Source organism: Roseovarius sp. A-2 (genome assembly GCF_002072155.1).
In the GTDB taxonomy this organism is placed as follows: domain Bacteria; phylum Pseudomonadota; class Alphaproteobacteria; order Rhodobacterales; family Rhodobacteraceae; genus Roseovarius.
On sequence record NZ_BDIY01000021.1, the window covers coordinates 1 to 18969 of the forward strand.

Here is an 18969-nt window from a genome sequence, read left to right on the forward strand (position 1 = left end):
GGGGCAACCAAAGGCCACATGAGCCCCTTCGGCAATTGGCCAATAAGCGTCGCGGGATGGAGCAGTCCGGTAGCTCGTCAGGCTCATAACCTGAAGGTCGTAGGTTCAAATCCTACTCCCGCAACCAGTTTTAGCGAATGACCATTCGCAATAAGGCCCGCCTCCTCTGCGGGCTTTGCTTTTGCAAGCATCTCCAACAACTTACCCCGTACATCCAGTCGGTGGCCGTTTGCCTCGGCGTCCCAGATGACAAACACCGTGTCGATCAGCCCGTGTAGTTCGTCCGAGGCGGCGGCCGACACCGCCTCGTCCTGCAGGGTCGCGGCGAGGTTGTCGACATACTCTCGGTAGAGCTCAGGCGAGTCGGGCGGCAGATCGACCGGGGCAGGGATCAGGGTGTCCCGCTCAGCGCGCAGAGCCTCGAGCTCGGCATCGACCGCGTTCAGCTCCTTGATGATCGGGGGCGAGTGGTCGCCCTGCGCAACCGCATCCAGGAACCCGCTGTGCCGCTGCTCGAGCTCACGGATCTTGAGGTCGTGGGCCTTCAGGAGTTCGGCAGCGCCTTTCTGGCCGGCCTTCATCCTCGCCTCGAATTGCACTGCGAAACGCGCGTAGGCGTCATCCTGCATCAGACCTGTGCGCAAGACGACGCTCGCCAAGATGCTTTCCTATTATTACTTGAACGAGGGCTGGCAGTTTTGCGCAATCAAATCACTCGATGAAGGCTTCGCGCAGATTAACGACAACACCCCGACCATATTCTTTTTTGACGACTTTCTCGGTCGCATCCAGCTCGACCGGCAATCCTTGCTCCAGCGGGAGTCCGCACTGGCGACGTTTGTCCGGCGGGTTAGAGCCTCAAAGAATGCGCGCTTCGTTCTGACAACGCGTGCGCATAGCGGACGCTATCATTCGTGCGATTGCCGCGCTCTGGGGTTGCCAGAATTTGCCGGTGGAAGCAAAATTTGCACAAACCACTGTTGTTTAAAGGGACGCTAATACAACGTCAGAGCGAAATTCAGACGGCCGGGTCACCAGACTGCATTCGATCACACGCGAATAGGGTCAAAAGCTACTTGCAATACGGGCGGCAACCACAGAAGGCCCTAGCTCTTCATAAAATACGAAGCGGCTTCTCCTTTGAGATCTGTCGTCCAGCGGATTGTCTTGAGTTGTAGGAAATACCGCTTTGGGAGTAGGCAAGCAATCCGGCCAGATTCGAGCGCTCTGACGACTGCAATCGATGCTGGGAGCGCAAAACACTCAATTTTGCGGCAAGATCAGACATGATCTGACGCCGTATGGCAGGTCACATGGAGAATTTCGGGTTGCAACCTGAGATCAAGGTTCGTAGGCGGAGCCGGAAAATCAACCATGGAGTGTCAGATGAAATCGAAAATTGCAGTGGGTCTCTTTGCCTTGGCGTTGGCCGCAGGATGTGGCGGAAACGACAATGTCGTCATCGATGGCAAGGAATACAAACCCGGCGAGAGCTTCACCAGGAACGGGGTGACCTACACGGTTGCCGATGGCAGCAAGTCCAAGCGGCCAAGGCCCGTTGACCAGGACGTGTGGAAGACTCGCGAGACCGTCACCTACGGCCAGAACGATTACTATGTGGCAGTGAACGCGGACAGGACGACAGCCTATGTGCAGGCGACGAGCCGCGATGTCCCCCATTCCCTGAACGATCTGAGTGCCGCGGTCCGCGAGGCGACCGGCTGCCAAGGGTCGCTGGGGGCCGGTGCACTCGTCGCGCTCGGCATCGACAACGACACGGACATCAGCCAAATGGGCTCGGCCACGGGCAAGCCGCAGAAGATCTGGTCGGTGCCCCTGTCGTGCTAGTTCGGCGCGTTGTCCGGGGCGCTCTCGGTGCCGGAATCATCCTGACGGTCGTGGGCTGTGGCGGCACACCGCCTACGGCCGTGCGCACGAGCGTCGCGGAGGTGGAATCGCGGACGAACCGCTTTCCCGCCTACCCGGTCGCCGGGACGACCTACCTGTCCTTCAATCGCGCGCATGGATTCCAGGTTAATTACATCGCGCCGCAGGGCAGGGCGTGGCTTTGGTATCCCGGAAACGACCGCGCGGTTCCCGAGGAGTGGAAAACGGATACCGTACGGGGTATCCCAGCGGTCTGTTTCCGCCATCCGCCGGGCAGCTTCAACCCAGTCACAAGGCGTCGGGACGGTGCCTATACCTGCCAGCCGCTGGACTTGTCGCAAAAGACCATTGTCTCCAGTCTCGAGGGCGATGCGTTTGGCCTGTCCTCGGGAGAAATCCCTTACCGGCGGAGCCGCTGCGCGGCGCCGGAGGAGTTCGAGTTCGACCGCGCCCGGTTCGGCTGCTGATCCGGATTTGCATATCCCGGTTGTAGTGACGGCGCCAGCTCTCGATCAGGATTTCCGCCATTCGCGACCGATGCTGCGACCTGAAGCTCTTCTGCTATGGGCTCTCCCCCTGAATTCGCTGCACTCAGCTTGAAGGTCCGCTCTCGGGACATCCGAACCAAGTCAGCACATGGAAGCGACAAGCCATCGAAGGCATGGCCGATGTGTTTTCGGGCGGTAAGCAAAGCGGGCCGACCGAAGCCGAGGTGAAAGAGCTGCACGCCAAGATCGGGAGGTTGGCGGTTGAGAATGATTTTTTGTCGGAAGGGCTGAAGCGATGAGCCCTGAGAAGAAACGCGCGATGATCAACCGGGACCACCCGCAGCTCAGTATCAGTCAACAATGCAAGCTGGTGCGGCTCAGCCGGTCGGCGTTCTATTACACGCCCGTCGGGATCGATGCTGACACGCTGGCGATGATGAAAGAGATCGATCGGGTGTTCACCAAATATCCGTTCTTCGGCAGCCGCCAGATCGCAGCCTATCTGCGCCGGGAAGGGGTCGTCACAGGACGGCATCGTGTAAGGCGGCTGATGGCGAAGATGGGTTTGGAGGCAATCTACAAACGCCCTCGAACCAGCCAGCCGCATCCCCAGCATCCGATCTTCCCGTATTTGCTGAGAAAGAGGCAGATCGATCACCCCAATCAGGTCTGGTGCGCCGATATCACGTTCGTGCCGGTCAAGAACGGCTTCCTCTACCTGGTAGCCATCATGGATTCCTGCGATAGTGGGTTCTCATGCTGAAGCATGGCGGCAATTACCTCGCGGTCTGCTCCACGCGCCACCAATGTATCGGCCTTGAGCAGTTGTGCCTTCCTTTGAAGCCCCGTCAGATGGCAGGCTGAAGCCAGCTGGAAGACGTTGATTGTTGTCGCGAGGGTCTTGCGATTTCATAGGTCAATCTCCTTTGTAGCCAGGAGATCGGTTCACTTCATCAAAACGGAAATCGGCGTGCAGAAGACGAGCGGCGCAGATGGCAACATTTGCAGGGACTCGCTCACCGCGCTGCCGAAGGCACTTTTGCCGATAAGGGAAATGACCAAATCCTTCCCATTTCTGGTTCCGCGTCGTTCCTTTCCATGCCATTTCAAGCATTTGGGGCCGTCGTGGGGTGCTTACCAAGTTTTTGAATTTTCGCCTTGTAATGCAGGGGATTGCCCGGCTATACGCATCGGCGGAGACGTGGCCGAGTGGTCGAAGGCGCTCCCCTGCTAAGGGAGTAGGCCCGGAAGGGTCTCGTGGGTTCGAATCCCATCGTCTCCGCCACCCACCATTTTCATTGAACCCCATGGGGCCGCTTGATAGCGTATAAGTTACTGAACTTATGCGCTCATCTGCGTTCGTTGTTCTCACTGGCTTCGTTTCGATTGCGCTCGGTTCTGTTCATTTGGTGGTACGAACTGTGGTATTTTTCTATGGCCTACACCCCGGGAAAGCTGACGAAGAATCTGGTCCGAACGCTCGGACCTGGCCGGCATGGCGACGGCCACGGGCTGTATCTGGTGGTTGATCCATCAGGAGCGCGGCGCTGGATCGTCCGCGTCACGGTGAAGGGTCAGCGGAATCGGCAGGGAAAGCCGCTCCGCACCGATTTCGGCCTCGGCGGTGCTGACGTCGTGACGCTCAACGTGGCTCGTGAACGCGCCCTGGAGTATCGCCGCCTCGCCAAGCAGGGCCTCAATCCGAAATACCACAAGGACCAGGACGTGCCCTGCTTCGAAGAGGTCGCCCGGCAGGTCCACATCGAGCGCCTGCCAACATGGAAGAACCCGAAGCACGGGCAGCAGTGGATCAACACGCTTGCTGACTATGCCTTTCCCAAGATCGGCCGGATGCCGGTCTCGGATATCGACCAGCCGGAAATCTTGCAGGTGCTGTCCCCGATCTGGACCGAGAAGCACGAAACCGCGCGCAGGGTGGCACAGCGGATGAAGGCGGTCCTCGATGTGGCCCGGTCGCGGGGATACCGCGAGGGTGAAAATCCCGTGACGGTCGTGATGGATGCCCGTGTGCTGCCGCGCGTGAAGGTGAAGGTGAAGCACCACAACGCAATGCGCTGGCAGGATGTGCCCGCATTCTACGCGCAACTCTCGCAACAAAGCGGCATGGCGGCCAAAGCGTTGATGTTCACCTGCCTGACCGGGTGCCGAACCAGCGAGGTTCTGCAAGCTGTCTGGGAGGAGTTTGACTTTGACGACTTGATTTGGACGATCCCAGAAGAACGCACCAAGACGGGTGCTGAACACCGCGTCCCGCTTACAGATCAGATGTTGGCAATTATCGAGCCATTGAAGGCACTGCGCTCTGAATGCGTCTTTGAAGGCCAGCGCCGGCACAAGCCGCTGTCGAACATGTCGATGCTGATGTTGCTCCGGCGCATGAATATCGACGGAGTAACCGTGCACGGTTTCAGATCAGCATTTCGGGATTGGGCTGCCGAGGAGGGGCATCACCCACGCGAGGTGGCGGAAATGAGCTTGGGGCACAAGGTCGGGTCGGAGGTGGAGCGAGCCTATGCGCGATCTGATCTTCTTTCCAGAAGGCGCGAACTGATGCGCGATTGGAACCATTTCGCTTGTTCGCAACGTGGAGGCTGATCTGTGGCAACTGAAATCGAACATGTCGCGGCAAGAATTTCCCACCTGTCTTTCATTTCGGAGTTTGACGCCGCGTGGCTCGCCATACGAGCGCTGCTAATAGCAACTAAGACGAAGGCCAACTTTTTGAAGCTGCATACCGGGCTGCTGGAGATTCGAGCTCGGGATCAGTACCTGAAGACCGGTAGGCGGGACGCACTGTGGCCAACCCCTGGCTCTGATCCATTGTTGCTTGAAGGCGCTGTTCGATATGCAGTGAAACAATGCGCCTTGGGTCAGGATGAAATGTGCCAGGACGTCATGCGTCTAGGAGATGTGCTGCGCCGGATCGTCATTCATGGGTCATCCAAGGGAACGGCATATGCTGACGCACAGGGGTTCGCCCAGCAAGAGTATAAGAGCGTACTTGATACGAAAGGGATCGAAGTCGCACGGAACTTCCTGGGACGAAGTCCTCGATCGCTACAGAAATTATGGGCGCTCTATGAGCCGGTGCTGGCATATGTGTATCTGGACTACGCTCAAGCGCAACGACTCGCTGCGCGCGTTCCTGGTTTTGACCACTCGCACATTGTCCAGTTCCCATATCTGTTCCGAGACCTCTTGAACATGACAACGCATACCAAGCCGATCAAACAGAAGAGAATGCAAGTCATTGTTTTCAAGTAGAAAGATATTTCTTTTTCGATTGCGCTAGGACGATTGCGGCAGGCTGGACAATATGGATGCAGTCGAACGCAACCGAAGAAAGGCGATGTCGGAACAATGGAGATTTTTGAGAACGAACGTGTCTACGATGATGGCGACAAAGAGCTTGATCTTATCGCCCCTCGCGCGAAGCGGGCGCAGTGGCGTCACCGGCGGGTGGGCCCGGCATGGGTCAAGTTCGGTCGGCGGGTGAAATACCTCGGGCGCGATTTGAACGCTTACATCGAAGAGAACCGCGTCTCTCCTGGTGATGCGGCATAGGCTCCAAAGTACAAAGCCCCACACGGGGCGGGGCCTTGTCGTATTCGCGTGATCACCGGAATCTTAGGACAAACGCGCCCCTGTTTTCAACCCCATGACAGATGCCGAACACCGGCAATCGCCAGCCCAGCCGCAATTGGGTTGACGGGAAAGGTTTGCCCTATGGCGCGCAAAAAATTTGCCATGCTCAATGTCTCGCTGCTTAACTCAGCTGCTTTTCGCGGCCTTCGAAGCTGCACAGACAGAAACGTCTACTTCACCGCACATCTGAGTTCTCAGGCCGATTATTCCGGCTTGTTCTGGTATCCACGTTCGCTCTTTGCATCCGAGGCAGGGATTACAGAGGAGCAGCTGCAAGTCTCGGTTCAGCGACTAAACGATGCGCAGTTGCTCGAATATGATTCAGAGGTCGAACTGCTCAGAATCTCTGGTTGGTTTCGGTCCATAAATTGCCCTGACAATCTCTCGCGCGTCCAGAACTTGGCGCAGGGTTATCTGTCCGGCGAACTGCCGACCACCGACATTTGTCGCCGCTCTATCGCTGAGTTCGTCCTGGGGTGCCTCGCTCGGGCGCAGCGTTTCAAAGCGGGCAGCGAGCACGGGCCGAAGATCGTCGATGAAATTCGCGTATTCCTAGCGACTGCCGGGGTCGTGTTTCGGAACCTGCGACCGTTTCTAGAGGAAGAGTTTCGGGAATACGGCGCGTCGGTTGCTCGCGAGTTCGAAGATGTGATGCTTGGTCTCGTAGAAGCGGAAGCCAAGATGCAGCGAGCAGCTGACAGAGTTCAGATGCAGGAGGCCATCAGGGTGGCGGCAGGGTGCGATCAGGGTGGGGACACCCTGCCGCCACAAGAGAAAAGAGAAGATTCAAAAAATACAAAAAAAGAAAAAATGGCCTTTCCGGATGACTTCACAGCCACTGGCGAGATTGACGGCAATCAGGCCGGGAAGAGTGCTCGCCCTTTAGCCGCGACCCTGAATAGTCCGTTGGTTCGCGCACTTCGCGCCTCGGCCTGATGTCGGGTGGGGTCATGAGTGCTGGTGAAGCGCAAAGAGCAAGGCGACCCGGTTCTAGGTCTTCGACCGTCGAACCGGGGCCTTGCGAGGGGCGGCAAGCCTCCCCTTCGAACCCCAACCGGACCGCGCGGGGCGCGGTCCCCTCGGAAAAGCAGGAAGCGGTGTTCTTCTACTGCTCCTCCGAGGAAAAGGCGCTGATCCGGCAGGCGGCTGCGGATCGCGGACTTTCCATGTCCGCCATGCTTCGGCAGCTCGCCACCGGCGCGGCTCCGAAGCGGCGCAAGCCCGCTCCCCGTGTCGATCCCGCGCTCGTGCTGGCTGTGTCCCGCTATGGCGGAAACCTCAACCAGATCGCGCGGTGGCTCAACACGGCGACCCGCGCGGGCCGGGCCAGCGAGGTCGAGGCCCTGCGCGTGGCGGCGGCGCTGGTCGGCATCGAGCGGCGATTGGCGGAGATCCTTGCGCAGCACCGGAGGCCGCCCGGATGCTGATCAAGTTCTTCCCCAACGGCAAAGGCGGCGGTGCGGGGCCGGTCGAATATCTGACCGCCCGCACCGTGCTTGCCTATGACGACAACCGCGACCTGATACGCGATGCCTCGGGCCAGCCCATGACCGTGACGCGCGAACCGCTGCCGGAGATCGTGCGTGGCGATCCCCAGGGCATGATCGACCTGATCGACGCTTGCCCGCACAAATGGACCTATCGCGCCGGTGTCGTCAGCTTCGCCCGCGAGGACGCCCCGAGCGAGGACCAGCAGCAGGAGGTGATCGACCGCTTCGAGGAGATCGCCTTTGCCGGCCTCGATGCCGACCGCTACGCCTGCCTCTGGGTGCGCCACACCCACGAGGATCGTGTCGAGCTGCATTTCTGCACGCCCCGCATGGAACTGCACAGCGGGCGCAGCCTCAACATTGCCCCGCCCGGCTATGAGCGCGCCTTCGACAGCCTGCGCGACCTGATGAACAAGACTCACGGCTGGGCCGACCCCATGGACGTGGAGCGCGCGGCCGAGGTTAAGCCGGTATCGGAGGCCCCGGACCGCGCCGCCGGGCGCGACGGGCTCCATGCTTGGATCGCCGACCAGATTTCCATGGGGCTGATCGAGGATCGCGCCGGGATGGTCGCCGCCCTGACCGATGCGGGCTTCGAAGTGCCCCGCGCGGGCAAGAATTACCTGACCGTCAAAGACCCCGAGACCGAAGAACGGTTTCGCCTGAGAGGAGAGATTTTCCATGAAGACTGGAGAGCCGAAGCAACGGCTGAGCGAAAAGCTGAACGCGGACATGGAGCGGATCAGGGCAGAGAACGCCGCCTCGATCGACGCACAGTTGCAGAGCTTCAGGACCGATTTGAAGACCATTGCCGAAAACGCGCTGGCTACAATCAAGACCGATACGGAAGGCTACCTGCTGCGCGTGAGGAAGCACCTCATGCGGCAGAGCGCGAACGCAGCGCGACCGGAATGGAAGGCGCTGATGTGGCCGATGCTGGTGGCCTGCTGCCTGATGATCAGCGCCGGGGTTTCGACCTGGACGGTGATGACCTGGCTGATGCCCAATCTGAACACGATGGGGCTCAGGGTGATCGAGCGTCCGGAGGCGACCTACCTGATCCCGCGCAGCGGCGGGGCAACGCTGGCCCGCTGTTCGCTGGCGGGGGAACCCGTGGACTGCCTGATGATCCCGAAGGAGTGAGCGATGGATGGTCTGACGCCGCTCGAACGCGAATTGCTGGGCTACGTCGAGCAGTTGACGGAAGCCTCCAAGGCGTCCGCGCAGGAATTGACCGCCTCCGGGCAGGACAGGCGAACGGAACTGGATGGGTTGCGCGGCTCCATGATCGCGTTGCTCAGGTCGCAGCTCTCATTGGTCGAAGCCTTGAACGGCTGGATGCAGGATGGCCCCGACACCACGCAGGCCCCGTCGAAGCTGAAGGACAGCCTCTCGCTCGCGCTGGAGGCGCAGAAGCGCCTCGGGACGCGGTGACAGACGAGATCGGAGAGGACGTGCATGGACTGCGCCATTGATCAGGGAATCCGACTTTCTGCCGGACACGCAACACTGAACAAGCAACACGCGACACTGAACAGGGGACAGGCAGCACCGGACACTGAACACGCGACACGCGACACGCGACACGCGACCGTGGCCACTCAACACCGGACAGTCAACACGCAACAGGCGACACCGGACAAGCGACAGGCAACACGCAACACCGAACAAGCAACACTGAACACTGAACACTGAACAAACGACGGGAGTAACCGCATGATTTATCGAGCTATCTTGTTTCTCACCTTAACCGCCACTCCGGTGATGGCGGATCGGATCAATTTGAGCAATTCCATCCAACCGGCAGAAACCGACCGCTACGGTTGCGCGATCCGCCCGCGACCGGACCACCTGACCTTTTCCTCCTTCCGCGATAGTTGGCGCTCCGTCGCAGCCGACAAGCTCTACAGCCTGCGCCGCTACCAACAGGTGCTGGACACCGGCAGCTGCGATTGCGCCGTGCTTCAGCCGGAATGGTCGATCATCGAGGACGAGTACCAAGGCCTCGGCTTCGCAGACGGACCGTCTTCCACATACGACGACTGGGCCGATGCGGCCTATTTCCCGGTGATCTCGGGACTTCGGGATGCCGTGCGCGATCTGTGTGAAGGGGCGGAATAATGGGTGTCGTGAGTTTTCTCGTGGAAGCGGCTGACGAAGGCCTGGAAACCGTCGCTGAATCCCAGTTCGCGGCGATCACCTCCGGGATGGGAGCCGCGGTGATGCTGGCTGCCACGCTGGCGATTATCCTCCTGTTCGTAAACATGGCTTATCAGTTCAAGCCCATGGATATGAACGATCTTATCCCGCTTCTGATCAAGATCGGCCTGATCAATGCCTTCGCTTTCAACTGGGTGAATTTCAACGTGGTCAGCACCTTCATCACCGATGGCCTCGACAACCTCGCAGGCACGATCCTCGGCTCGATCACAGGAGAGACCGGCGCCGGCGCGGCCTATTTCGCGGGGCGGTTCGACCAGGTGCTCGACGATCTGGCCGATCATGCCAACGCCATCGGGGATAGCTTGCCATGGATGGCAGGGGCGTTGCTGAGCCTCTTCTTCACAGCCCTGCTGGCACTGGTCGGCGGTGCTGCGGGCGTTATCCTGGTGCTGGCCAAGGCAATGGTGGCCTTTCTCATCGGTCTTGCACCGGTGATGATCGCGATGTCGCTATTCCGTGCAACGCAGGACTATTTCCAGCGCTGGCTGGCGGCAATTATCAGCTGGTCGTTCTACCCGGTGGTGATCGCCGGAACGATGTCCGTCATCTTCGGGCTTTTCAGCGTGCTCCAGAGCCGGGTTGGCGGCGTCGAGAACCTCGGTCGCATCGGTGCGGCCTTGCCTTTCCTCGCTGTCGTCATGGTCTCTCTGGGCATGGTCCTCGCCATTCCTGTGATCGTGCGGACTTTGACCGGCGATATCAATTCGGGATGGGCGGCCTCGGTCGTTGGGGCGGGTATCCGCAAGATGACGCAGCCGCAGAGGCCACAGCAAAGGAACCAGTCGCCTACGAACACGACAAGCGACACGAGCCGGAGGTTGAATGCCGGGTCGGACACACCACGCACGCAGGCCTCTGCACGCGATCAGCGCCCTTCGACCGGCACGGGGGCAAAGATGCAGCGTATGAAAGACCGTGCCGACAGGCTGGGTGACTGATCGGGAGTCCGTGGGAGCGGGCGTTCCGCTTCGTTTCCGCACTTCTTCCGGTGCCAGACGGATGTGCTTTCATCTTCTCCCAAGTATCTACCGTGTGCATTCGGTCAACATCCCTGAGTATCAGTAGCAAGGGCCTTGAGCGTGGAGACACCAAATATCGGAACGCTCAAGGCCCTTGCGGATTCTACCGAGCTGCCGTTCGTGCATCGCGCGGCGAAAGCTGGCTGTGAGCCCAACTCGGACATGGCAAAGTTATGCTGCGTGCGCTCGCAGCGCAAATTTTGTCGTAATTGCAAAGGCATCCATGCTGCATGACAGAGCGAATAGCAGCCGTTAAACCCAGTGGTGACCGGCATCCAGCACCGCCTCACTCCTGACACCCGAGATCAGCTTGCATCAAATACCTACCAAGCCGCTGAAATATATTGAGTTTCCATGAACTCGAGCATGCCGTCTTTGCCACCTTCGCGGCCAAGTCCCGATTGCTTGACACCTCCGAATGGAGCTGCGGGATCGGAAACGATACCTCTGTTTAAGCCAACCATCCCAAATTCAAGCTGCTCGCAGACGTTCAAAGCCCGTTTCATATTCTTCGAGAAAACGTAGGCTACCAAGCCGTATTCTGTGTCGTTTGCTCGGCAAATGACCTGGTCTTGATCTGTAAATGATTGGATGATCGCGACCGGTCCAAAAATCTCATCGTGAATACAATCGGCATCATCGGGCACATTCGATAGTACTGTAGGGGTATAAAAATAGCCGGGTCCTACAGGAGCGTATCCGCCTAACTCCACTATGGCTCCCTTTGCGACAGCATCTTCAACTAGTCTAGCGACCTTTGTTCTCGTTGCCTCATTTACCAATGGACCAACATCGCTACGCTGATCCGTGCCATCACCTAGTTTCAGCTTACTCATCCTTGCCACGAACTCAGAAATAAACTCAGCAGCGATGTTTTCGTGCAGATAGATTCTGTTTGCGGCAGTGCACGCCTCACCCAAATTGCGCATTTTGGCCTGGAAAGCACCTTCAACCGCAATATCGAGATCGGCATCTTCAAAAACGATCAGCGGCGCATTCCCTCCAAGCTCCATGGCTGGGTTGAGGACTTGACCCGCTGCGTTGCGCAACAATTCTTTCCCAACACTCGTTGAGCCAGTAAAGCTCACAACGCGAATACGCGGGTCGTCCATTATGTGATCAACGAGTGCACCGGGGTGCGTTGTTGGCAGCACATTCACGAGCCCGTTTGGGACGCCGGCCTCCTCCAACACGGGCATCAATGCGAGCATGGTAAGCGGTGTCTCGGCCGCTGGCTTTATGATGACCGCACAACCTGCTGCGAGTGCGGGGGCGATTTTTCGCGTCCCCATCGCGGCAGGGTAGTTCCACGGCGTGATCAAAAGCCCAATTCCGGCAGGCTTTTGTTGGACGAGGATCCGAGCCCCGGAAGAGGGGGCATGGCTGATGGTTCCTTCAGCGCGTACCGCTTCTTCAGAAAACCAGCGAAAGAACTCCGCCGCATAACTAGCTTCGCCAACAGCGTCAGCGGAAGCCTTTCCGTTTTCCAGACTAATTAGATGTGCGAAATGTTCGATCCTTTCACTCATAAGATTGAAAGCCCGACGTAAGACTTCTGAGCGATACCGCGGGGTTTCAGAACGCCAAAGCGCCATCGCTCTCTCTGCTGCATCCAGCGCCCTGTCGGCATCGGATAAATCAGCTGAGGCCACTGAGGCGATGACACGTTCATTGGATGGGTTGACGACGTCGAAGCGCGTGCGAGAGGCGCTTTCGACCCATTTTCCGTCAATGTAAAGGTTTGTGAGGTTCACTGGTCCCACTTTCGTATCTTGCCGCGGTCAGCAGGCTTTGAGGGCGGCATCTGAATCGCCGGAGAAACCAACATCACACGCTCCCCCTCCCTGAGTGATACCCCCGAGTGGTCCCAATTGCTTGCCCGTGGCTCTTACCTCGTCGAGATAGTCTTCGGCATCGGATGAAGGGCGATACCCGAGCCAGGCGACATGTGAATTGTCGACGCGACTGCGCGTATTGTTTGAAACACCAAACACCCGATAATAGTGGTGATCCGGGGCGTCGATCGCGCAGTTGAACAGATGAATTCCATCGTCAAAGCTCAACCAAGTGGACAGCATCCTTTCGTCAGTCGGTCTTTCTTCAAAGGATGCAATGCGCAAGCAGCCGACGCTTAGCCCATATTTGTCTGCATAGAGGCTTCCCAAAGCCTCACCGAACGCCTTTGAGACGCCATAGAAGCCACTCGGCTTTATGCGCACATCATCGGTAATCGTTGTGGCGAGAGGGTGGAACCCGACCGCCTGCACCGAACTTGCATATACAAAGCGTGTCACCCTGGCTTGGCGGGCCGCTTCGAATGCTGTCCGTGTGAGATCATAGTTCAGCGGGAAAATCGTTTCCCAGTCGGCTTCTTCCGGAAAAGCGGCAAGATTGACGACGACATCGACGTCCTTCATGGCCAGGATCAACGCATCGAGATCGGTCGCATCAATATTGCATATCTCCTCGCGCTCAGCAGCGACTCCAAGCGGCGCAATATCAACAAGGCGCAATATTCTGTCCGGGCCCGCAAGGCCTGCCCGCAAGACTTTTCCGATACGCCCGGCCGCGCCGACAAGCAAAATTCGTTTCATATTCTTTCCCATAGCATTCGAGTTGGTGTCTGTTGGTTCGGTTGCGCTACCCTGCAAACCGGTGCATTGGCAGCCCACGCACCCCGGGGCAGTACGCAAACAATCCACCCGCGAGCGGTTGCTCGTTGAGCTGCTGTTCGGTCAGGTCTTCCGTAGCTGTCGTGATGAAGAGGGTCGACATATCCTCACCGCCAAAAGCACAGGAGGTCACATTCTCAACGGGTAACAGCACTGTGTCGAGCACCTCCCCTTCAGGAGAATACCTCGTGACTCTCGAACCGGCAAAATGCGCACTCCAAAGGCATCCTGTTTCATCGACAGCGGCGCCATCAGGTCGACCCTGGTTCGGAGGGACCGTCGCGAAAATTCGCCCGTTGGAGATCGTTCCGTTCTTCAGATCGTAATCATAGGCCATGATGTTGAGCGTTGGCGTATCGGTAAAGTACATCGTTTGCCCATCCGGACTCCAGGCGAACCCATTGCTGGTCTTGATGCCAGAGAGTTCCTTAACTACGGAATGATCACCGTCTACTCTGTAAACCGATGCAATCGGCTGGCGAAGCGCTGGATCTGAGACCTCGTGAATACTGCCACACCAAAACCGCCCCAGGGGATCACAAGCGCCGTCATTCATACGGTTCTGCGGGTGCGGGCGTTCAGGGTCGGCGAATAGGTCGAACGCGCCGGATTCGAGGTTAAAAAATGCAAATCCGTCCCGAGTCCCGGCGATCAACTTGCCGTCTTGTTCACACAAGGCAATTGCACTGAATTCATCCGGTGCCGCGAACTTTTCCAATTGCTGTGTTTTCGGATCGTATCGATGGATAATTTTCTCAGTGACATCCACCCAGTAAAGAGCTTTCTGCTCTTCGTCCCAGAGGGGGCCTTCGCCCAGCGTGTTGCGCTCATTCACAACGCATGTCGGTTTGTCGATGTTCATTCTTCAGCTCCTTCCTTCAACCAACCTGCCAATTACCGTCAGGGCCGCCTCAATGTCATCGGAGTTCAATCCCATATGGGTGACAAAGCGCAGACGATTTCCTTTTGGAGGCAACACGCGGACACCAGACTGATACAGTCTCTTATGGAGCGACGCAGGCTCGCCGAGTTCTTTCGGCAAAAAGGCCATAACGATGTTTGTTTCCACTGTTTCGACGGCAACTTCGAAACCCAACCCGTCCAAGCCCAAAGCGAGCGCCTTCGCATTGCTATGGTCTTCGTGTAGCCTTCTCAGGTTTTCCTTCAGGGCAAAGTGTCCCGCAGCGGCCATAATTCCCGATTGCCGCATGCCGCCACCCACCATCTGCCTCCAGTGCCGCGCTTCCTCGATGAAGTCCCTGGAACCTGCGATCATCGCGCCGCCAGGGGCGCCCAACCCCTTCGAGAGGCAGAAACTCACACTATCAACAGGAGCGACCAAGTCAGAAGGATCTACTGAAAGCGCAACCGCAGCGTTAAACAATCGAGCCCCGTCCATATGGAAGATCAGATCGCGTTCATCCGCGAACCTTTTTAGCTGATTGAGATAGGGCTTGTCGAGGCAACGGCCTCCTTCTCCATTGTGCGTATTTTCCACACAAATCAGCTTCAAGGGTGGCGTAAGAACCGACCGAGGCGCATTCGGCGAGGGGGCCTTTGCGAAGTTCATGAGTTCGCCTAGATCGAACTTTCCCCCGGGCGTTGAAAACGCTTGTGATGTAATCCCGCAAATCGAAGCCAAATGACCAGTTTCGTTGACATGCAAATGGGATGTAGCGCTCACAATTGCCGAATGACCCGATGGAACCTGCGACCTGATGGAAACCAGATTGCCCATCGTGCCACTGAGGACAAACAGGGCGTCTTCCTTGTCGAGTATCGTCGCCGTCAAATCCTCCAGCGCGCGAATTGACGGGTCTTCTCGATAAAAATCATCGCCGACCTCCGCTGATGCCATGCGCTTGCGCATCGCGTCGCTCGGCGACGTGAGTGTGTCACTGCGAAAATCGAAAATCTGTTCGTTTGAAGCATCCAGCACTTGCGCCACCATCCCCTCATGATCCTGCGCTTGAAGTTAGCATGACCCCTATTGCCGAGTAGCACTTTGAGACCGCCTTCTTGAAACATTCGATCATTCATGCTCAACTTATCGATCAAAGATTTCACAACAGTCATCAGAGGAGGCGTTTGAGAATGTCAAGGAGACCGAGTGGCTTGGACCAGATTGACCGCAAGATTCTGAACCGATTGCAGCGCGATTGTCGGATCACGAATGCTGATCTGGCCGCCGAGGTTGGCACGTCGGCACCCTCGTGCATGCGCCGCACAAGGCGCCTCAGGGCGGAAGGCTACATCGAAAGAGAGGTTGCCTTGGTGAATCCGGAGAAAGTAGGCAGCACCCTCATCTCCATCTCCGAAGTTAAGCTCAACAATCACGAGCGCCAAGCCAGGGATAACGCGATCAGGCACATCAGGAGCATTCCAGAAGTTACATTCTGCCTGAATGTTACTGGCGACCGCGACCTGATGTTCGTGGCCATGTTGTCGGACATGGACGAGTTCGCAGAGAAGATAACGGAACCGTTGGCGGTCATTCCCGAAATAGCATCGATCAACAGTTACTTTGCGATCAAGACCATCAAGTTTGAACCCTTCTTGCATTTCGACGAGACAAGGTAGCCGAATGAAAAGGGGCTACCCTTGGGTTGATCAAGGCGTGTTTCCAAGGGCGACACACAATTCGGTCTTAATGAAATATTTTTACATTAACGATGAACATTATATGAAAATATTTCATTTTCTAATTAATTTTGAACAATACAAACACCCCGTGACTGCGACACTCTTCCTCGAAACTGGAAGGGTACGATGGCGTGAAAGAGCTTTGGAAAGCATCCGCTAGGAACTCATTTTCGGCGAATGTCCTTAATGCCGACATGGACTGCGACGTCGCGGTGATCGGGGGCGGCTACACGGGCTGTTCAACGGCCCTTCATGGCGCGGAGTTGGGTCTCGATGTGACGCTGCTGGAGGCAAGCACGCTTGGGGCAGGGTGCTCCGGCAGAAACTCCGGAAATCTGAATCCAGGTCTTTGGCTCACCAAAGAGGAAATATGCGCGCGTTTGGGGGAGAATTCTGGCAACAAACTCAACTCTCTACTGAGCAACGGGCCGACCGAAGTCAGAAAGCTCGTCGAGAAGCACAATATCGACTGTGAGTTCAACGCTAGCGGCACGTTCCATTGCGCGCGAGATGGCCGGGGGCTGTCGGAACTTCAGGCCCGGGCTGAAAGTCAACGCTTACAGGGCATGGACGTGCAGGTCCTGGGGGCGGATGAGACAAAGAGACATCTCGGTACAGAGTATTTCCAAAGTTGCCTGTGGAACAGAGATGCCGCGTCAATTCAACCTTTGGCGTACCTGCGTGGCTTGGCCCAGGCCGCAACGCGTCACGGCGCCCGTATTTTCGAGAACAGCCCTGCCACGAAAATCGAACGTTCCGGCACTCAATGGTTGGTCCACACGCCGCGCGGCACTCTGACTGCACAGGCCCTGGTTGTTGCAACGGATGCGTACCATAGAGATACGAGGTTTGGATCAATCAACCCGATGTGGCGGCTCTGGTATTTCAATTGTGCAACCGACCCACTCAGTAAGGATTATGACCACATACTGCCGTCAAGGCAGGGGTGCTGGGATACCGGCCGTGTAATGACGTCGTTTACCAGAGACGTCGACGGCCGATTCATAATCGGGAGCGTCGGCAAGCTGGATTCGATATTGTCAGGAATACACCTGCGTTGGTTGAAGCGGAGATCAATTGAACTCTTTCCGGAATTAGGGCCAGTCCCGCTAGAATTTTCGTGGCATGGAAGCATGGGGATGACGCCCGACCAGCTTCCCCGTCTTGTCGATTTGGGACCCAGGGCTATTGGTTCCTACGGGTACAGTGGCAGGGGTATCGCGCCCGGAACGATGTTTGGACAGGCGATTGCCAACTATCTCCATACGGATGATCCAGACATGCTCCCGCTCAAGCTATCTCAAACCAGATATTCTGTTCTCAAGAAGTTCCGCGAACCCTTTTACGAGATGGGTGCATTGGCCTGGCACCTCATTGGTGCCCGCAGTACCGGAGCAGCGCTGTGATCTCGGTGCGAAATATTGTGAAGGGTTTCGGTGGCGTTCGGGCGATCGATCACGCGTCATTCGATGTAGAGGCCGGCTCAATAACTGGTCTCATCGGCCCCAATGGTGCGGGCAAGACGACCATGTTCAACACTATCGCAGGTCATCATCGCGCAGATAGTGGGCAGATCGTTTTCCAAGGTGAAGACATCAGCGGTCTGCCGCCGCACGAGCTTTTTGCAAAGGGCATCCTGCGGACATTCCAGCTTGCCCACGAATTCCCGACATTGAGCGTTCTGGAAAATCTGATGATGGTTCCGGCAGAACAATCTGGCGAGAGGATTTTAAACACTTGGTTGAATCGAAAGAAGATAAAGCACGAAGAGGCCGCGCTGCGACAGACAGCGGAAAGTGTCGTTGATTTCCTGAACTTGGACCATCTCGCCCATACACCGGCGGGAAACCTATCCGGCGGGCAAAAGAAGCTCTTGGAGCTCGGCCGAACAATGATGGTCGATGCGAAAATCGTGTTTCTCGATGAGGTGGGTGCCGGGGTCAATCGGTCCCTCCTCCGGGAAATCGGAACCGCTATCAAAAGGCTGAACGATGAGCGGGGTTATACGTTTTGCATGATCGAACACGACATGCAGTTTATTTCCCGCCTCTGCGATCCCGTGATTGTCATGGTCGAAGGCCGTGTTTTGACCACGGGGCGAGCAGATGAGATCCTGCAAGACCCGGAGGTGATCGAATCCTACCTCGGTGCCACCGCAACAGAGGTGGTCACATGAGTTTCTTCGGTGGATCCAATATGTATGGCGGCTATGGCCCCATCAAAATTCTCAACGGGTGTTCCATATCTGTCGAACCTGGAGAAGTTTCGGTCATTGTGGGGCCGAATGGCGCTGGAAAATCAACAGCAATGAAGGCCTTGCTTGGCTTGTTGGAGCTGACATCCGGCGACGTCTTCTTGGATGGGAAGTCCATTGATGCCCTGAATACGCGCCAACGGGTCATGGCCGGCATCGGCTTTGTGCCGCAGACCGAGAACATCTTCCCGGGGCTTACCGTTGATGAAAACCTGTCGATGGGCGGCTACCTTAGAGCGGATAGCGTCGCCGATACGAAACAGGAGGTTTTCAAACTCTTCCCAATTCTCGGTGATCGACGCAAGCAGCTTGCGGGAACGCTTTCAGGGGGACAGCGCCAACAGCTTGCAGTCGGCAGAGCTCTGATGACGAATCCACAGGTTCTCCTACTCGATGAGCCCACCGCGGGCGTATCGCCCAACGTTTCCGCGCAGCTCCTGTATGAAATCTCAAATCTGAAGACGCGGGACATGGCCATTATCATGGTCGAACAAAACGCGCGGCAAGCACTTGAGATCGCTGATACCGGCTACGTGCTCGTCATGGGCGAGAACAAGTTCACGGGAAGCGGCCCTGACCTTCTCAAAGACAGCGAAGTCAAAAAGACATTCTTGGGAGGATAATTCG

23 protein-coding genes and 2 tRNA genes are annotated in these 18969 nt (G+C 57.2%); 21 read left to right on the forward strand and 4 right to left on the reverse strand.

Annotated features, from left to right (window positions below; all coding sequences use genetic code 11):
* Positions 1–50: 50 nt before the first annotated feature.
* From BHD06_RS17900 to BHD06_RS17970, 17 genes are all read left to right on the forward strand, one after another.
* A tRNA-Met gene (locus BHD06_RS17900) sits at positions 51–127 on the forward strand.
* A 376-nt stretch (positions 128–503) separates the two neighbouring features.
* Entirely contained in the window at positions 504–722 is a 219-nt protein-coding gene (locus BHD06_RS17905; RefSeq protein ID WP_176214398.1) for a hypothetical protein, read from the forward strand.
* Positions 661–999: a hypothetical protein gene (locus tag BHD06_RS24825; protein WP_376764864.1), complete on the forward strand. Its 339-nt coding sequence runs from the start codon at positions 661–663 to the stop codon at positions 997–999. Before BHD06_RS17905 ends, BHD06_RS24825 begins: the two co-directional genes overlap by 62 nt.
* Before the next feature lie 387 nt (positions 1000–1386).
* Positions 1387–1848 carry a hypothetical protein gene (locus tag BHD06_RS17910; protein ID WP_080458344.1) on the forward strand — a complete coding sequence of 154 codons (462 nt, stop codon included), beginning with the start codon at positions 1387–1389 and terminating at the stop codon, positions 1846–1848.
* Entirely contained in the window at positions 1842–2354 is a 513-nt protein-coding gene (locus BHD06_RS17915; RefSeq protein ID WP_080458345.1) for a hypothetical protein, read from the forward strand. Before BHD06_RS17910 ends, BHD06_RS17915 begins: the two co-directional genes overlap by 7 nt.
* Before the next feature lie 194 nt (positions 2355–2548).
* Positions 2549–2674, forward strand: a complete 126-nt coding sequence (locus BHD06_RS24430) for a transposase (RefSeq protein ID WP_067267188.1) — start codon at positions 2549–2551, stop codon at positions 2672–2674.
* Positions 2671–3138, forward strand: coding sequence for an IS3 family transposase (locus BHD06_RS17925; protein WP_080458347.1), 468 nt, complete (start codon positions 2671–2673; stop codon positions 3136–3138). The genes BHD06_RS24430 and BHD06_RS17925 overlap by 4 nt, the downstream gene beginning before the upstream one ends.
* 432 nt (positions 3139–3570) lie before the next feature.
* Positions 3571–3660 (forward strand) — tRNA-Ser (locus BHD06_RS17930).
* Between the two features lie 149 nt (positions 3661–3809).
* Complete coding sequence (locus tag BHD06_RS17935; protein WP_080458348.1) at positions 3810–4991, forward strand: site-specific integrase; 1182 nt, start codon at positions 3810–3812, stop codon at positions 4989–4991.
* 3 nt (positions 4992–4994) lie between these two features.
* Entirely contained in the window at positions 4995–5660 is a 666-nt protein-coding gene (locus BHD06_RS17940; RefSeq protein ID WP_080458349.1) for a hypothetical protein, read from the forward strand.
* A 96-nt stretch (positions 5661–5756) separates the two neighbouring features.
* On the forward strand, positions 5757–5960 hold the full coding sequence (locus tag BHD06_RS17945; protein WP_071972618.1) for a hypothetical protein: 204 nt from the start codon (positions 5757–5759) through the stop codon (positions 5958–5960).
* Positions 5961–6122: 162 nt separating this feature from the next.
* Positions 6123–6977, forward strand: coding sequence for a hypothetical protein (locus BHD06_RS17950; protein ID WP_080458350.1), 855 nt, complete (start codon positions 6123–6125; stop codon positions 6975–6977).
* A gap of 14 nt (positions 6978–6991) precedes the next feature.
* A complete protein-coding gene (gene mobC, locus BHD06_RS17955; protein WP_254892469.1) occupies positions 6992–7468 on the forward strand; it encodes a plasmid mobilization relaxosome protein MobC in 477 nt (158 codons plus the stop codon).
* A gap of 744 nt (positions 7469–8212) precedes the next feature.
* Complete coding sequence (locus BHD06_RS24440) at positions 8213–8674, forward strand: hypothetical protein (protein ID WP_254892474.1); 462 nt, start codon at positions 8213–8215, stop codon at positions 8672–8674.
* Positions 8675–8677: 3 nt separating this feature from the next.
* Entirely contained in the window at positions 8678–8965 is a 288-nt protein-coding gene (locus tag BHD06_RS24445) for a hypothetical protein (RefSeq protein ID WP_254892475.1), read from the forward strand.
* Positions 8966–9247: 282 nt separating this feature from the next.
* Positions 9248–9652: a hypothetical protein gene (locus BHD06_RS17965; protein ID WP_080458353.1), complete on the forward strand. Its 405-nt coding sequence runs from the start codon at positions 9248–9250 to the stop codon at positions 9650–9652.
* Positions 9652–10692 carry a type IV secretion system protein gene (locus BHD06_RS17970; protein WP_080458354.1) on the forward strand — a complete coding sequence of 347 codons (1041 nt, stop codon included), beginning with the start codon at positions 9652–9654 and terminating at the stop codon, positions 10690–10692. Before BHD06_RS17965 ends, BHD06_RS17970 begins: the two co-directional genes overlap by 1 nt.
* A 404-nt stretch (positions 10693–11096) precedes the next feature.
* Here the strand turns inward: BHD06_RS17970 and BHD06_RS17975 are convergent, their stop codons facing one another.
* From BHD06_RS17975 to BHD06_RS17990, 4 genes are read right to left on the reverse strand one after another with little or no spacing between them, the layout of a single operon-like run.
* Complete coding sequence (locus BHD06_RS17975; protein WP_080458355.1) at positions 11097–12527, reverse strand: NAD-dependent succinate-semialdehyde dehydrogenase; 1431 nt, start codon at positions 12525–12527, stop codon at positions 11097–11099.
* A gap of 27 nt (positions 12528–12554) precedes the next feature.
* Entirely contained in the window at positions 12555–13367 is an 813-nt protein-coding gene (locus tag BHD06_RS17980; RefSeq protein WP_176214400.1) for an NAD(P)-dependent oxidoreductase, read from the reverse strand.
* A 46-nt stretch (positions 13368–13413) separates the two neighbouring features.
* On the reverse strand, positions 13414–14307 hold the full coding sequence (locus BHD06_RS17985; RefSeq protein WP_080458357.1) for an SMP-30/gluconolactonase/LRE family protein: 894 nt from the start codon (positions 14305–14307) through the stop codon (positions 13414–13416).
* 3 nt (positions 14308–14310) lie between these two features.
* Positions 14311–15396, reverse strand: coding sequence for a low specificity L-threonine aldolase (locus BHD06_RS17990; protein ID WP_080458358.1), 1086 nt, complete (start codon positions 15394–15396; stop codon positions 14311–14313).
* A 164-nt stretch (positions 15397–15560) separates the two neighbouring features.
* Here BHD06_RS17990 and BHD06_RS17995 point away from each other — a divergent pair, with 164 nt between their 5' ends.
* From BHD06_RS17995 to BHD06_RS18010, 4 genes are all read left to right on the forward strand, one after another.
* Positions 15561–16025, forward strand: a complete 465-nt coding sequence (locus BHD06_RS17995; RefSeq protein WP_176214401.1) for an Lrp/AsnC family transcriptional regulator — start codon at positions 15561–15563, stop codon at positions 16023–16025.
* Positions 16026–16219: 194 nt separating this feature from the next.
* Positions 16220–17494 carry an FAD-dependent oxidoreductase gene (locus BHD06_RS18000; RefSeq protein ID WP_176214402.1) on the forward strand — a complete coding sequence of 425 codons (1275 nt, stop codon included), beginning with the start codon at positions 16220–16222 and terminating at the stop codon, positions 17492–17494.
* Positions 17491–18264 carry an ABC transporter ATP-binding protein gene (locus BHD06_RS18005; protein ID WP_080458361.1) on the forward strand — a complete coding sequence of 258 codons (774 nt, stop codon included), beginning with the start codon at positions 17491–17493 and terminating at the stop codon, positions 18262–18264. The genes BHD06_RS18000 and BHD06_RS18005 overlap by 4 nt, the downstream gene beginning before the upstream one ends.
* The gene (locus BHD06_RS18010; protein WP_080458362.1) at positions 18261–18965 is read left to right on the forward strand and encodes an ABC transporter ATP-binding protein; all 705 of its coding nucleotides are present in this window, start codon (positions 18261–18263) and stop codon (positions 18963–18965) included. Before BHD06_RS18005 ends, BHD06_RS18010 begins: the two co-directional genes overlap by 4 nt.
* Positions 18966–18969: the final 4 nt, after the last annotated feature.

Coding starts and splice junctions, on each gene's coding strand:
- BHD06_RS24825 (WP_376764864.1), top strand. CDS start 661: ATGCTTTCCTATTATTACTTGAACGAGGGCTGGCAGTTTTGCGCAATC.
- BHD06_RS17910 (WP_080458344.1), top strand. CDS start 1,387: ATGAAATCGAAAATTGCAGTGGGTCTCTTTGCCTTGGCGTTGGCCGCA.
- BHD06_RS24430 (WP_067267188.1), top strand. CDS start 2,549: ATGGCCGATGTGTTTTCGGGCGGTAAGCAAAGCGGGCCGACCGAAGCC.
- BHD06_RS17925 (WP_080458347.1), top strand. CDS start 2,671: ATGAGCCCTGAGAAGAAACGCGCGATGATCAACCGGGACCACCCGCAG.
- BHD06_RS17935 (WP_080458348.1), top strand. CDS start 3,810: ATGGCCTACACCCCGGGAAAGCTGACGAAGAATCTGGTCCGAACGCTC.
- BHD06_RS17945 (WP_071972618.1), top strand. CDS start 5,757: ATGGAGATTTTTGAGAACGAACGTGTCTACGATGATGGCGACAAAGAG.
- BHD06_RS17950 (WP_080458350.1), top strand. CDS start 6,123: ATGGCGCGCAAAAAATTTGCCATGCTCAATGTCTCGCTGCTTAACTCA.
- mobC (WP_254892469.1), top strand. CDS start 6,992: ATGAGTGCTGGTGAAGCGCAAAGAGCAAGGCGACCCGGTTCTAGGTCT.
- BHD06_RS24440 (WP_254892474.1), top strand. CDS start 8,213: ATGAAGACTGGAGAGCCGAAGCAACGGCTGAGCGAAAAGCTGAACGCG.
- BHD06_RS24445 (WP_254892475.1), top strand. CDS start 8,678: ATGGATGGTCTGACGCCGCTCGAACGCGAATTGCTGGGCTACGTCGAG.
- BHD06_RS17965 (WP_080458353.1), top strand. CDS start 9,248: ATGATTTATCGAGCTATCTTGTTTCTCACCTTAACCGCCACTCCGGTG.
- BHD06_RS17970 (WP_080458354.1), top strand. CDS start 9,652: ATGGGTGTCGTGAGTTTTCTCGTGGAAGCGGCTGACGAAGGCCTGGAA.
- BHD06_RS17980 (WP_176214400.1), bottom strand. CDS start 13,367: ATGAAACGAATTTTGCTTGTCGGCGCGGCCGGGCGTATCGGAAAAGTC.
- BHD06_RS17985 (WP_080458357.1), bottom strand. CDS start 14,307: ATGAACATCGACAAACCGACATGCGTTGTGAATGAGCGCAACACGCTG.
- BHD06_RS17990 (WP_080458358.1), bottom strand. CDS start 15,396: ATGGTGGCGCAAGTGCTGGATGCTTCAAACGAACAGATTTTCGATTTT.
- BHD06_RS18010 (WP_080458362.1), top strand. CDS start 18,261: ATGAGTTTCTTCGGTGGATCCAATATGTATGGCGGCTATGGCCCCATC.